Consider the following 12,885-nt stretch of genomic DNA (forward strand, 5'->3'; position numbering starts at 1 on the left):
TTGTTTCATCAATCTGATGTGCAGGTGACATAATAAATATACGATTCATAGTTCTTTTGCAAAACCCTCATCCAAAGAAGGAGTCAACGAAATGCTAAGTAAAGTCAAAAGGTTATTAATCGGTCGTCCGCGAAAATCGACGGCCCTTGAAGATGAGAAACTGAATAAGCTCAAGGCACTGGCCATTCTGTCCTCAGATGCATTGTCCTCTGTAGCTTACGGAACGGAGCAGATTCTGCTGGTTTTAATTACAGCGGGCTTTGCTGCCCTATGGTATTCCATCCCTATATCCATTGCGGTATTGGGTTTGCTTATCATTCTGATCCTGTCGTATAGACAGACCATTTTTTCCTATCCTGGTGGTGGGGGAGCCTACATTGTTGCACAGGACAATTTAGGAAAGAGTCCGAGTCTGATTGCAGGCGGATCTCTGCTGGTCGATTATATTCTAACGGTAGCAGTTAGCTCATCGGCAGGTACAGATGCCATTACATCGGCGTTCCCATCGTTACATGATCATCGAATTGCCATTGCTTTAGTGATGATTATCTTTTTGACTATAATGAACTTGCGCGGGGTGACGGAATCTGCCTCGGTGCTGGCTATACCGATTTACTTATTTGTTGTTGCCATTTTTGTTCTGATTATTAGTGGTATCATTCACTATCTGGCAGGAGGAGCCCATGCGGCGGCGCCGCAATTTGGAGCTACGGTATCTAATGTCAGTCTGTTTCTCTTACTGAAAGCATTCAGCTCGGGCTGTTCGGCGCTAACCGGTGTAGAAGCTGTCTCAAATGCCATTCCGAACTTCCGCAAGCCTGCTGCCAAAAATGCGGCAACTACATTGATGATGATGGGTTTGATTCTCGGCTGTATGTTTATCGGAATTAGTTTGCTGGCTTATTGGTACGGTGTTCGTCCTAATCCGCAAGAAACAGTTATTTCGCAAATTGCGAATGCTACTTTTGGGCGCGGTGTGATGTATTACATCATTCAAGGCGTGACGGCGCTTATCTTGTTTTTGGCGGCCAACACAGCTTATTCGGCCTTTCCGTTGCTGGCTTTTATGCTCGCGAAAGACAAATACATGCCGCATATGTTCATGGTTCGTGGAGATCGACTCGGCTATTCTAACGGCATCCTGTTTCTGAGTATCTTCTCGGCATTGCTGGTCATCGTTTTTGGTGGCAACACAGAAAACCTCATCCCGCTTTATGCCGTAGGGGTATTTATTCCGTTTACCCTGTCACAGCTTGGTATGATGATTCGGTGGATTCGGCTCAAACCAGCTGGCTGGGTCGTCAAATTAGGTATTAATACGGTTGGGATGCTAACTACACTGTCAATTACGCTTATCTTTATCTTTACTAAGTTTAGCCAGGTGTGGGTAGTCTTTATCTTCCTGCCTTTGGTACTGTATTTCTTTACGAAGATTAATAAGCATTACAAAAATACAGCTGAACAACTGCGCATTGATATCACAAAGGACAAACCTATGGTCAAAGGCAACACGATTATTATTCCGGTGGCAGGCATTACACGAGTCGTCATGAATACCATCAGTTATGCCAAAACCCTGTCAGACAATGTGGTTGCCGTATATGTAGGTGTGGATGATGAAGCGATTCAAAAAATGGAACAGAAGTGGGAAGAGTGGGATGTGGGTATACGTTTAGTAGTGCTGAGATCCCGTTATCGCAGCATCATCAATCCGCTCCGCAAGTTCATCGATACAGTAGAGTGGAAAAAGGCAGATGAGGATCATATTACAGTTCTCATTCCACAATTTATCACTAAACACTGGTGGGAAAATATACTGCATAATCAGACCAGTTTGCTGATGAGAGCCTATTTGATTAACTACAAAGATGTCATCGTAACGACCGTACCTTTTCATTTAAACAAATAGGGAACAGCTGCTTATAGCATGATAAAATCAACACTTTTTGACCGCATCTTGGTGCGGTCAGAGGGTGTTTTTTTACATAATGGGGATATTTACTTGGGTGATACATTTTGTGTATTATAGATACAAAATGTATCATTTGAATTTGTTATGGAGGGATACGATGCCCGAAGACAAGGGGAAGATAGAACAAGATAAGTTGCAATTTGTAGATACGCTAAGGGCGCTGGCGATTATGGGAGTGTTACTTGTGCATGTCAGTCAGCATGTGGACGGATTAAACAGCTGGTTGCAAAAAGGCTTGAGCATAGGAGCCAAAGGAGTCGCTTTATTTTATATGGCCAGCGCTTTTACGCTTTTTCTATCCCTGAGCAGGCGTTCGAGTGACGAGAGAGAAGGAATGGCGGCCTACCTGTTGCGTCGTTTTTTTCGGATTGCACCCTTGTATTACGTGATGTTAGGAATCTATTTAGCTGTGGATGGGACGGGTCCACGATTTTGGCTTGGGGATCAGGAGGGAGTTACTGCCACTAATATAGCAGCCCATGTTCTGTTTTTGAACGGTCTCAATCCGTATTGGATCAACAGCATTATCGGTGTGGAATGGTCCATTGCGGTGGAATGCATGTTTTATCTGCTTATCCCCCTCTTATTTAAGTTGATTCGATCGGTTCGCCATGCGACTTGGTTTGTCATGATGGTGCTTGTGGCAAGCTTTGGGCTAAATACGGTGTTTGCTCAATATCCACTAATTAGTGATCACTCTTTATGGGGGCACTATTTGTATTTATGGTTTCCGAATCAGTTGCCTGTCTTTGGACTGGGTATATTGTTTTTTTTCATTTGGAAAGACGAGCGTCATTGGAAAAGTGTAGACGCGCTCAGTGGCGGCTTGCTGCTTGGTACTGTGCTGTTTGCGTTTTTTGGAGGTATGGCGGATTATCTCTTAGGTGTCGGGTTGCTGCTGGGAGCGTATGCTTTGTATCATTGGCAGCCGATGTGGCTGCTTAATCAGGTGTGGTCATGGATCGGCCGCCTCAGCTATAGCATGTATTTGACGCATATGCTGGTCCTGGGGCTAATCATACAGATTAAATTACCGTTTGCTCCTTTGGTCAGCCTCACACTTATGTTCATCATGACGTTGCTAATCACCGCTGGACTTTCCTGGTTTACCTACATATGGATAGAACAGCCCGGCATCCGATTGGGGAAAAAGCTTATATCACGTATAAAATCTGTACGCAAGCAGGAAGATTCGGTCAAAGAAAGTGTTGCCTAGTTGCAACTTGAAGCAGCATCAGATAACATTTGGTTGAAGTGCTTGAATAAATCTACGAAATTATTGAAAAGACCCCTTGAAAAGTAGCTCCCAGCCCTTTATATTCGATGTACATCCAAGTTTTTGAATACACCGATGAGGTTTGTTGGAATTGTAAAGGAGATGCACGTATGCTTTTGGAGCCACTCGGCTTTTTATTTTTTTCTACACTGGAAGGAGTAGCTGTTTTTGCGCTGATTTTAAGTATCTTTAAAGTTAGAATGACTCCCTATCTATGGCAGGCTATTTTTGTAAACCTGATTATGAACCTGCAAAGCTATTTGCTCCGAGAGGAATTTTCACTTTCATATTTGGTACCTGTCATTAATATGCTACTTTTTATTTTTTTACTTGCTACGGTGGTGAAGATCCCGATTGTTTGGTCAGGTATTATGACAGTTACCGGTTATTTTGCATATGCCGTTATTCAATCGGTACTCCTGAAGGCTATGTTCGGTAACCTGCCGATTTCTGAGCTGCAGAACGGGTCCTTGAAGGGCTATCTGTTACAAGTGGTTAGCGCAGCAACAGGACTACTTATTTCATTTATATTGTATCGAAAAGAGATCGGCTTTTCCCCAAATTTCAAAAAGCTTAAGTTCAAAGAGGAATATGGCATTGTTATTACCTTGATAATTCTGTCTCTCATTTCAACCTCTATTGTGCTTTACTATAGCGAAGTATGGTTGAGTATGATATTTTTTGCACTGGTATCGGGATTTTTTATCTACTATGCAGTCGGAAAGGAATACCGAGATGATTGAAACGATGGCCTTCAAACTTGCTAACCAGATTAAACGTATTGTGCCTGATCATCCGGCCTCCGTCCCAGTGCTTAAATACGCACTCGCTCTCATTCTGAATGCGTCTATGATCATCTTGTTGACACTATTCGCCTCATTCTTCACGGGGCGGATGGTAGAAGCTGCAACGATTCTCGTTGCTTTTGCTTTGCTGCGCCAAGTATCTGGTGGTATTCACTTGAAAACGGGTATGGCATGTGTGTTGGTGACCTCTGTAGCTTTTACATACATATCTTGCATTTCCTTAAATAATGGGTTGACAAACCTGTTTACCGGAATCGCGCTCATTCTTGTTTTATGCTTTGCCCCGTCCAGAATTGAAAAGCAGTCGCGCATTCCAGTCCGGTTTTATCCCCTCTTGCGATTGTTATCCTCCTTGCTTGTATGTACAAATTTTGTTATTGGTTCTTCTGTAGTGGCTGTTGCTTTTTTGCTTCAAAGCCTAACATTGATTCGGGGAAGGAGGTGAGTGGAATGATGAAAAAAGTAGTATACGGGTTAGCCACATCGTTGTCTATGTTTGCGACATTTGCTGTATCGGTGGCAAGTTATGTGTATGTTTATCAAGGGGATACACCCGAAGAACTGCTGAAATAAGCAAAATGCAGATTAGAAAAAATAATACATAAAGCTGCTTTAAAGCAGCTTCTTTTTATGCAAAAAAACAGGCGCTCTACGAAAGAGCGCCCGAATGGGAGAGGAGAAACCGGACGAAGAGCTTATGGGGAAACGTAAGTCTTCTCCGCGGTTGTCTACGACATTGGTTGAATGCCGATATCCTAAGGATGCCCAGGAGATGGTTTTTTATACCTGCTTCATCACTAAGTTTTTCAAACGGCGGTGCATGTGGTACGATAACGTCATAATCTTTATATGGTTATGAACACATATAGAAAATAGGTGAGTTTCAGCGTGAGAGTGGTATCGGGTAGTGCCAAAGGAAGGCCGTTAAAGGCAGTTCCCGGCACCGGGACGCGACCGACCACGGATAAGGTCAAGGAAGCGCTATTTAGCATGATAGGTCCTTATTTTGATGGAGGAGTCGCGCTTGATTTGTTTGCTGGCAGTGGCGGCCTGGGGATAGAGGCGCTTAGTCGGGGAATGGACAAGGCAGTTTTTATTGATATGGAATCCAAAAGCATTGATGTCATTAAAGAAAATTTGCGAAAAACTGGATTGGAAGGAAAGGCAGAAGTGTTCCGCAATGATGCCGGACGAGCGCTCAAGGCGCTGGCAAAACGTGGAGCTCTTTTTGATGCTGTTTTTCTGGACCCGCCTTATCGTCTCAAGCACGGGGATGAATTGATGAGCCGCATGGCAGAGTTGGACTTGCTTCGTTCAGGTGCAATCATCGTGCTGGAGTATGAATCGGGACATGAGTATCCGATAAGTTTCGGACCGTTTGAACAGGTTAGAAAAGCGGTCTATGGTGAAACGGCGTTATCCATTTATCACTTTGCAGATGATGCTTTGTCAGACGCCGAAGGACATACAGAAGCCGAAGGGGGCAAATTCGGCATCACCGAATCAGACGGGGAGGACCATCATGATTGAGCACAAACCACGTGTTGCCGTATATCCGGGAACCTTTGATCCCGTGACGATGGGGCATCAGGATATTATTCAAAGAGCGGCCCGACAGTTTGATTTACTGATTGTCGCGGTTCTTAACAATATTAGTAAAAATCCGCTGTTTTCACTTGAGGAGCGAATGGAGCTGCTGCGGACGGTAACTCGCGATATTCCGAACGTTGAAGTGGACAGCTTTCGTGATTTGACAGCTAATTATGTACGTCAAAAAGGGGCTCAGGTTATTGTCAGAGGAATCCGGTCAGTGACCGATTTTGAATATGAGCTGCAATTGGCCTCTACAAATCATAAGCTGAACCCGGATGCGGAAACGATCTTTATGATGACCAATCCGGCTTATTCATATCTGAGTTCCAGTATGGTGAAGGAAATTGCGCATTTTGATGGCAAGGTCGTAGATCTGGTGTCACCAGAGGTGGAAGACGCACTGCGTGCCAAGGTTAGCGCGAATCGCGGTGGCTCCACCATGAAGTCATAAAGGAAACGGCGAGCAGAGCAAGTATAATCGTACTTAGAAGTACGACGGACAGTACGGTCAGTTGCCAGGGGTACATGGATGTTCCTTCTATTTGTGTTAATAAACTGCTGGCTCTGACCATGACAGATTGTACACCAGAGTCATTTACACTTTCCGAAAAAGAAGATACAGAACTGCGACTGATGTAAGCAGGAATTGTATTACTGACAATGTGGCTAAGCGGAGTCCATACCGCCAAGGTCAGTCCAAAAGCAATGATCCCATGGAGCACTCGTGATAAGGTGAAGGTGATGCCCTTGTCGGAAGGTCTGGTGACGGCGGTAATTTGAAGCCAGCCGCACAAGCCGCCCCAGCCCAACACAGCGCTGATCAGCGCTGCTTGTGTACGGAGATCGTTGGGCAGACGGCTGATTTCATAGGAACCCAGATGGATTTCCATCCAGGCAGGCCACACCATAGAAAGCGTCCCTTGACCTGAGTATAGGGTCAGCAGCCGAATCAGTACGGAAAAGAAAATAATGAATCCACCTGTCACCATCAGCGTCTGTACAGCATGGGATACGGTTTCGCCTAACAGTTTTCCAAAACTGCGACCGTCCCGTTCTTTGGCAGAGCGGGTAGCTTCCCATGCGGATCGGATCAGGGAGGTGGTAGGGCGGGAAACAGAAGCGCGCCGGATGGCAGCTGGCGTTTCCCGTTTTTTCGATTTTCTGGACGATTCAGGTAATCTGGCTGTGATCCAGCCTGCCAGCAGCCCAGAAATCCAGTGAACGGCAAGTAACAGCCCACCTACAGCAGCATTGTGCAGCAGTCCTGTGCCAATGACGAGCAGGATCGTAATCGGATTGCAGAAATGAGCGATAGCGGTCAGACGTCGAAGCTGAAGCGGGGTCATATCCTCCTGCTGTGCCCATTGGCGTACCGCTTCCGCAGCAGCCGGGAATCCCGCAGTTAGGCCGAGGGCCAACACCCAGCCGCTTCGTCCCGGCAGCCGAAACCAAAATCGCATGAACGGCTCCAGCAGAACACCTAGACCATGTACCAGACCAAAGGCGATGAGCATTTCAGATAGCATCAAAAAGGGCAGCATGGCCGGGAAAATAATGCTCCACCATAACTTAAGCCCCTGGGTAGAGGCTTGAAATACTTCTTCTGGTGAGGCGACAATAGCCACTACAAGCAAAATGGCTCCGAGGCCAAGCAGCAAGGTTGTCCAATAAGGAGCAGGGCGGGCTTCCTTTTGCATCAAAGAGTTCACCTCTCATAAATATACTAAGGAGAGTCGGATGCTGTCTCCAGCGTTTATTCACGTTCATTGTCTGGGTAGAGGTTGCTCGTACACGTTGTCGTAAACAATGTATGCTTTTTTGGAAGGCTTGAGAACAGGTGGTGCAAAGGCACTTGGGTAAGATAGGAGAAGTTAGGCTGCAAGGGGGAGAAGCAATGATGCAAATTAACCGGAAAAGAGCCTTTTTTACAACCGGTTATGTCTTAATACTGGCTGCAATGGTCTATGTGCTGGTTTATATGCCAACCCCTTATCTGATCTATGGACCAGGTGGGGCAAACGAGATCAAACCGATGGTTAAAGTACAGGAAGGGGATAGCAGCGAACGGGGGAGTTTTATGATGACGACGGTATCGGCGAGATATGCCAATGTCATCATGCTAGCTATGTCCAAGCTGGACAGCAACTCGGAGATTCAGCGCAAAGAGGATCGTCTGCATGGCAGAAGTGAAGATGAATATGCAGCAGAGCAGGTATGGTATATGGGGGATTCCCAATCTTCCGCGATGGAGGCTGCCTATACCCGTGCTCATGTTCCCTATCGCATTGTGCCGGATTATGTGTATGTATTTAAGGTTCCGGGACCAAACAGCGTGTTTGAGCCCGGAGATGAAATATTAGAGTTGAACGGTACGAGGGTAACTGATAATCATTCCATTCGGAAGGCCTTGGAGGATGAGAAACCGGGAACGCTGGCTAAAGTGAAGCTAAAGCGCGATGGAAAGTTGCTGGCAGTGCAAGCTCCATTAACAACCATCACGGACAGTGAGACGGGAAGAGAACGTTCCGGGTTTGGTGTCAGTATTGCCACGGTACAGAAGGTAGAGCCGAAGGATGGACGTAAAACGATTCATTTTACATCCACGGATGTCGGTGGTCCTTCAGCAGGTTTGATGTTTACTATGGAAATCTATAACCAGCTGACACCAGGTGACTTAAGTAAGGGATATCGTGTAGCCGGTACGGGTACTATTGATAAGGACGGTCAGGTTGGAGCGATTGGTGGTGCCAAGTATAAAATTGTCGCTGCTGACCGTCAGGGCGCGGAATTGTTTTTCGTCCCGGCAGATAATTATAAAGAGGCAAAAGCCAAAGCAGAGCAAATCGGAACCCAGATGAAGCTTGTCCCGGTTCGCAAGCTTGGCGATGCGCTGAATTATATGGAAAAGCTGCCTATTAAACCATAACGGGGGGCCGCAAGTAATCAGCATACATGTGACGGATGGCGGGACGCGGCATCCCGGCTGCATGTATGGCGGCGGCGGCAGTATCCCAGTCCAGATGGGCATGTGACCCGGCAGACGGCTTGACCCATACTGGCAGGGCGGCTGTGTCTTTCATTTGTGCCAGCAGCTTGCGTCCAGCCCTGTTAAAGCCGAGCACGCGGATATAGCCGGGACCTTTCGCCAGCTCAGCGGGAATCATATCGGCTTTGGCATGATTCAGCAAAATATGTGTACACATTCGCTGAAGCTTCGTACGAGTATAGCGTTTTGTCTTGACAGCGGCAAACAGAGCCTCCACAGAGGGCTGGGGCAGCGTGTACAGCGATTGCTGCAGACGGTGCTCCAGTCCTTCGGTGACCTCGTGCAGCTCCGCCAGCTGCTGCGGGCTCCGCGTGATCAGGGCGTTCAGCAGTGGCTGGCAGAACGCTTCCCAATGCAGCGGCGCGTGTTCTTCTTGCCACTCGCGCTGCAAAATCTCCAGGGTCGCCGCAGGTACGTACGGCGATGCGGCCTCCGGCCCGCCGTCCAGCAGTAGACGGCGGATGGCCGTGGCGCTGGCGATGACTCCGTCCGCAGGCGCCACGGCTTCATGGTAGCCCGATCCCGTGCGGGCTACCGTGAAGGGCTTGATCGTGCTGCCCAGTCGTTCCAGCGCAATCAAGTAATGCAGCCCCAGCGTATTGTTGGGCTGTTGCATAAGAGCGGCGAGCGCAGCGCCGTCCGCTCCTTCGGCCGCCAGCGCGGCTGCGGCTCCCGCGTAGGCGGCGGGATAGCTCGCGCCCTTGCTCAGGCGCTGGGCGATGCCGGCCTTGAGTTCGGCCGGCTCTGCCGCCAGCACGCGAGCCAGCGTGTGCAGCGGTGCGATGTCTCCGCTCTCGCTGCCGAAGCAGAGCGCGTCGACGATGCCCGTCGCGCACAGCAAGGTCACCGCGCCGCGGGCAAACCATTCTGCGGGCTGGACAGCATAGGCTACAGGCAGCTCCAGAACCAGGTCTACGCCCATGGCGAGTGCCATTTCGGTGCGCGACCATTTGTCTGTAATCGCGGGTTCGCCCCGTTGAAGGAAGGGACCACTCATCACAGCCACCGTGCGCTGTGCACCAGTGATACGAAGAGACTCCTTCCAGTGATGGACATGTCCGTTATGCAGGGGATTATACTCTACAATGATACCGAGTGTTTTCAAAACTGTATGTCGGCTCCTTTCTTTAGTAGCTTATTTGATAACTATTTTGAGTGGTTTACTACCAGTGAATGCATGTTTTCAGGGCAGCTATCTGGTATTTCATCATGCACTTCAACAAGACCATTGAGACCTAGAGCAAAAAGCTTTATACTCGCATTATTGTACACGAAGAGTGGCGGGGGTACGAATACTCACAGGTACATGATGAATACAACACATTTTTTCATCCGCATAGATCTTACCGAACCATTGGAAAACTAATGGATTTGTAAGTGGTGTAAAGTGAAAGGTGTTGACAAACGACTCGATCAGTCGTTATAATAATTTTTGTTTGTTTGGAGTGATAGTGATGCAACTATTTTTTCGCAAAGTAGCAACAAGTGACGGTCCCTTTCCTATCCGTGAATCTCTTAATGTGAGTGAATTGGTGGATGATCGTGCTGATGTTACAGCCGTTTCCCCGCTGGAGACCGACTTGGTCGCCGTTAGTCTGGGCCAAGGCTCGATGAGTGTGGAAGGCACGTTGACCGCAGGTCTGGACATGCTTTGCTCACGCTGTTTGAGCCCGATGCACGAGGATTTGAAAATTGAATTCCGTGAACGGTTTAAGCAAACCTCATCTTCAAGTGTTGAAGAGGAGGATGAAGATGGCGATTTTATCGCAGTGACGGAGGATTCCTTCGACATTGCACCGTATTGTGAAGAACTGTTTGTACTGCATGTGCCGTTTGCGCCTGTATGCAGTGAGGATTGTCAGGGCATCGCGCCAGCGGCCGGACAAGACTGGAGCCTTGGCTCCGACGACAGTAACGATAGTGATACGGAAAAGATTGATCCGCGTCTGGCAGGGCTTAAGGATTTTTTTAAATGAGAATTGAGTTCAATTCTGAAAAAAATCATCATCCGCTTGTGCCGGGAAGTTATTGAACCGATACGTGGATGTTGCATGCTTGATTCACCGGCTGTAAGATCATTGTCTTCTGGCATTTTCTTTCGGTCTTGAATGAGATAAGAAGTCATACCCGTTATGCGGGGTTGATCTGTTTAAGGAGGTGGGAATAATGGCAGTACCTCAACGGAGAACATCCAAAACTCGTCGCGACAAACGTCGTACTCACTTTAAACTGGAAGTACCAGGTATGGTGAAATGCTCCGAATGTGGCGAATTGAAACTTGCTCACCATGTGTGCAAAGTTTGCGGAACGTACAAAGCTAGAGAGATCATCTCTCAATAATGTCCGATAAGCGGATTCTTTGGAATATTCGCAGAGAAAGTAGCGCTTCACTACAGTGAGGCGCTACTTTTTTTATCAGCATGCTTTCTTTTTGCGTCAGCATGCTATATACTGTTTTAGTACCAGGTTCTAAGAAAGAAGGGCCTAAGAGGTTCCTTTATACATACAAGAAGACAAACCGGCTTGAAGTTTAGCCGTTAGAACGTAAAGTAACCTGAACTGTCGGCTGAACGGCAGTTTACTGTAGGGAAAGGAGGCGTCACTGATATCGAACGTTTGCCGAAGAGACAGAGACAGCAACGGCTGACTCAATTAATTGATGATAATCCGTTCGTGACGGATCAGGAATTGACAAGACAGCTGAAGGTAAGCATTCAGACCATTCGGTTGGACCGGATGGAACTGGGGATCCCGGAATTGCGGGAGCGGCTAAAGCTGATGGCTGAGCGCTCCTACGATCAGGTTCGTTCCTTGCCTTTACATGAAGTAATTGGGGACATCGTTGATCTCCAGTTGGATCGAAGTGGTATTTCGATTTTTGAAATTAAAGAGGAACATACTTTTTCACGCACAGGCATTGCACGAGGACATTATGTGTTTGCGCAGGCCAATTCATTGGCCGTTGCCGTAATTAACGATGAGATAGCATTGACCGCTTCAGCGGATATTCGCTTTGTTCGTCCGGTTCATTTGGGTGAAAAATGTATTGCCAAGGCATATGTACGCTCAAATCCAGAACAAAAAGGAAAGGCCAAAGTGGAAGTGTTTGCCTACGTAGGAGAAGAAATGGTGTTCCAAGGCAACTTTGTCATTTATCGCTCCACGGAGGAAGAGTATAGCGAAGGAGGAAGTCAGCATGCGGATCGCCATTGATGCCATGGGGGGAGATAATGCTCCTGAGGCGACAGTAGAGGGCGCGTTATCTGCGGCGGCGGAATGGAAGGATACAGACATTACGCTGGTTGGTGACCGGGAACGGATTGAATCGGTTTTGAACGGCAGGGCGCTGCCGACGAACCTCACCATTCGCCATGCGTCCGAAACGATAGATGCGCAGGACGAGCCTGTAAAGGCAGTGCGGCGTAAAAAGGATGCCTCAATGGTCGTAGCGGGTCGAATGGTTAGAGAAGGTGAAGCGGATGCCATGATATCCGCAGGTAATACAGGCGCTCTGATGACTACAGGATTGCTAGTGGTTGGAAGAATGGAGGGCATTGAACGTCCGGCTCTCGCGCCGATGATACCAACGATTGATGATCAAGGTATACTGGCGCTGGACTTGGGGGCCAATATGGATGCCAAGCCTGAACATCTTGCCCAGTATGCACTGATGGGGAGCTTGTACCGTCAGAAGGTTCACGGATTGGCTTCTCCAAGAGTGGGTCTGCTGAATGTTGGGACTGAAGCAGGAAAAGGCAATGAACTGACAAAATTGGCATTTCCACTTATTGAGCAGTTACCTGTCAATTTTGTGGGGAATGTTGAATCCCGAGATGTGTTAACCGGAAATTGTGATGTATTGGTGTGTGACGGATTCGCCGGAAACATTATGCTAAAATCGCTAGAGGGAACAGCCGGAGCGATATTTTCTCTCCTTAAAGAGCAGTTTACCAAATCTTTAAAGACCAAGCTTGCAGCGGCCTTGATTATGCCTGAACTTCGGGGTCTGAAGGGGAAACTGGATTATAAAGAGCACGGCGGGGCTCCTTTGTTGGGGTTGAGCGGACTCGTCTTAAAAAGTCACGGTTCGTCTGATGGCATTGCCGTCAAAAATGCGGTAAGGCAGGCTCGTACGGCCTTGCAAAACCGGTTGGTGGAAAGTATATCCAAGGAAATCAGCAGGAAGTGAGTG

The 12,885-nt window shown here is 47.7% G+C and carries 14 protein-coding genes; 12 read left to right on the forward strand and 2 right to left on the reverse strand.

Annotated features, from left to right (window positions below):
- The first annotated feature begins 91 nt into the window (after positions 1 to 91).
- The 7 genes from KSP24_RS10845 (at position 92) to coaD (ending at position 6,098) form a co-directional block, all read left to right on the forward strand.
- Positions 92 to 1,909: an APC family permease gene (locus KSP24_RS10845; RefSeq protein WP_216975133.1), complete on the forward strand. Its 1,818-nt coding sequence runs from the start codon at positions 92 to 94 to the stop codon at positions 1,907 to 1,909.
- 160 nt (positions 1,910 to 2,069) lie between these two features.
- Entirely contained in the window at positions 2,070 to 3,188 is a 1,119-nt protein-coding gene (locus KSP24_RS10850) for an acyltransferase family protein (RefSeq protein ID WP_216975134.1), read from the forward strand.
- 170 nt (positions 3,189 to 3,358) lie between these two features.
- Positions 3,359 to 3,991, forward strand: a complete 633-nt coding sequence (locus KSP24_RS10855) for a hypothetical protein (protein WP_058710937.1) — start codon at positions 3,359 to 3,361, stop codon at positions 3,989 to 3,991.
- Positions 3,984 to 4,499, forward strand: a complete 516-nt coding sequence (locus KSP24_RS10860; RefSeq protein WP_013370625.1) for an accessory gene regulator ArgB-like protein — start codon at positions 3,984 to 3,986, stop codon at positions 4,497 to 4,499. Before KSP24_RS10855 ends, KSP24_RS10860 begins: the two co-directional genes overlap by 8 nt.
- Positions 4,500 to 4,504: 5 nt before the next feature.
- Complete coding sequence (locus KSP24_RS10865; protein WP_013370626.1) at positions 4,505 to 4,627, forward strand: cyclic lactone autoinducer peptide; 123 nt, start codon at positions 4,505 to 4,507, stop codon at positions 4,625 to 4,627.
- A gap of 315 nt (positions 4,628 to 4,942) precedes the next feature.
- On the forward strand, positions 4,943 to 5,584 hold the full coding sequence (gene rsmD, locus KSP24_RS10870) for a 16S rRNA (guanine(966)-N(2))-methyltransferase RsmD (RefSeq protein ID WP_216975135.1): 642 nt from the start codon (positions 4,943 to 4,945) through the stop codon (positions 5,582 to 5,584).
- On the forward strand, positions 5,577 to 6,098 hold the full coding sequence (gene coaD, locus KSP24_RS10875; RefSeq protein ID WP_013370628.1) for a pantetheine-phosphate adenylyltransferase: 522 nt from the start codon (positions 5,577 to 5,579) through the stop codon (positions 6,096 to 6,098). Before rsmD ends, coaD begins: the two co-directional genes overlap by 8 nt.
- On the opposite strand, the gene KSP24_RS10880 is transcribed toward coaD, so the two are convergent.
- On the reverse strand, positions 6,061 to 7,344 hold the full coding sequence (locus KSP24_RS10880; RefSeq protein WP_216975136.1) for a nucleoside recognition protein: 1,284 nt from the start codon (positions 7,342 to 7,344) through the stop codon (positions 6,061 to 6,063). The two genes, coaD and KSP24_RS10880, sit on opposite strands and share 38 nt — an antisense overlap.
- 197 nt (positions 7,345 to 7,541) lie before the next feature.
- Between KSP24_RS10880 and KSP24_RS10885 the strand changes: the two genes are divergently transcribed.
- Complete coding sequence (locus tag KSP24_RS10885) at positions 7,542 to 8,573, forward strand: SepM family pheromone-processing serine protease (protein WP_216975137.1); 1,032 nt, start codon at positions 7,542 to 7,544, stop codon at positions 8,571 to 8,573.
- Here the strand turns inward: KSP24_RS10885 and KSP24_RS10890 are convergent.
- Entirely contained in the window at positions 8,563 to 9,798 is a 1,236-nt protein-coding gene (locus KSP24_RS10890; protein WP_216975138.1) for a nucleotidyltransferase, read from the reverse strand. The genes KSP24_RS10885 and KSP24_RS10890 overlap by 11 nt on opposite strands.
- A 349-nt stretch (positions 9,799 to 10,147) precedes the next feature.
- On the opposite strand from KSP24_RS10890, the gene KSP24_RS10895 reads away from it, so the two are divergent.
- The 4 genes from KSP24_RS10895 to plsX all read left to right on the forward strand — a co-directional run bounded on the left by KSP24_RS10895 (position 10,148) and on the right by plsX (position 12,882).
- Positions 10,148 to 10,669, forward strand: coding sequence for a YceD family protein (locus tag KSP24_RS10895; protein ID WP_216975139.1), 522 nt, complete (start codon positions 10,148 to 10,150; stop codon positions 10,667 to 10,669).
- 190 nt (positions 10,670 to 10,859) lie between these two features.
- The gene (gene rpmF, locus KSP24_RS10900; protein WP_013370634.1) at positions 10,860 to 11,033 is read left to right on the forward strand and encodes a 50S ribosomal protein L32; all 174 of its coding nucleotides are present in this window, start codon (positions 10,860 to 10,862) and stop codon (positions 11,031 to 11,033) included.
- Between the two features lie 276 nt (positions 11,034 to 11,309).
- Positions 11,310 to 11,906, forward strand: a complete 597-nt coding sequence (gene fapR, locus KSP24_RS10905; RefSeq protein ID WP_014599659.1) for a transcription factor FapR — start codon at positions 11,310 to 11,312, stop codon at positions 11,904 to 11,906.
- Positions 11,890 to 12,882, forward strand: coding sequence for a phosphate acyltransferase PlsX (gene plsX, locus KSP24_RS10910; protein WP_025676841.1), 993 nt, complete (start codon positions 11,890 to 11,892; stop codon positions 12,880 to 12,882). The genes fapR and plsX overlap by 17 nt, the downstream gene beginning before the upstream one ends.
- Positions 12,883 to 12,885 lie beyond the last annotated feature (3 nt).

The organism is Paenibacillus sp. AK121 (assembly GCF_019042715.1).
GTDB lineage: Bacteria > Bacillota > Bacilli > Paenibacillales > Paenibacillaceae > Paenibacillus > Paenibacillus polymyxa_C.

Excerpts from the sequence above, each read along its gene's own strand:
- KSP24_RS10885 (WP_216975137.1), top strand. The coding sequence starts at position 7,542 with ATGATGCAAATTAACCGGAAAAGAGCCTTTTTTACAACCGGTTATGTC.
- plsX (WP_025676841.1), top strand. The coding sequence starts at position 11,890 with ATGCGGATCGCCATTGATGCCATGGGGGGAGATAATGCTCCTGAGGCG.
- KSP24_RS10860 (WP_013370625.1), top strand. The coding sequence starts at position 3,984 with ATGATTGAAACGATGGCCTTCAAACTTGCTAACCAGATTAAACGTATT.
- KSP24_RS10895 (WP_216975139.1), top strand. The coding sequence starts at position 10,148 with ATGCAACTATTTTTTCGCAAAGTAGCAACAAGTGACGGTCCCTTTCCT.
- KSP24_RS10845 (WP_216975133.1), top strand. The coding sequence starts at position 92 with ATGCTAAGTAAAGTCAAAAGGTTATTAATCGGTCGTCCGCGAAAATCG.
- coaD (WP_013370628.1), top strand. The coding sequence starts at position 5,577 with ATGATTGAGCACAAACCACGTGTTGCCGTATATCCGGGAACCTTTGAT.
- rpmF (WP_013370634.1), top strand. The coding sequence starts at position 10,860 with ATGGCAGTACCTCAACGGAGAACATCCAAAACTCGTCGCGACAAACGT.
- KSP24_RS10880 (WP_216975136.1), bottom strand. The coding sequence starts at position 7,344 with ATGCAAAAGGAAGCCCGCCCTGCTCCTTATTGGACAACCTTGCTGCTT.
- KSP24_RS10865 (WP_013370626.1), top strand. The coding sequence starts at position 4,505 with ATGATGAAAAAAGTAGTATACGGGTTAGCCACATCGTTGTCTATGTTT.
- KSP24_RS10855 (WP_058710937.1), top strand. The coding sequence starts at position 3,359 with ATGCTTTTGGAGCCACTCGGCTTTTTATTTTTTTCTACACTGGAAGGA.
- KSP24_RS10850 (WP_216975134.1), top strand. The coding sequence starts at position 2,070 with ATGCCCGAAGACAAGGGGAAGATAGAACAAGATAAGTTGCAATTTGTA.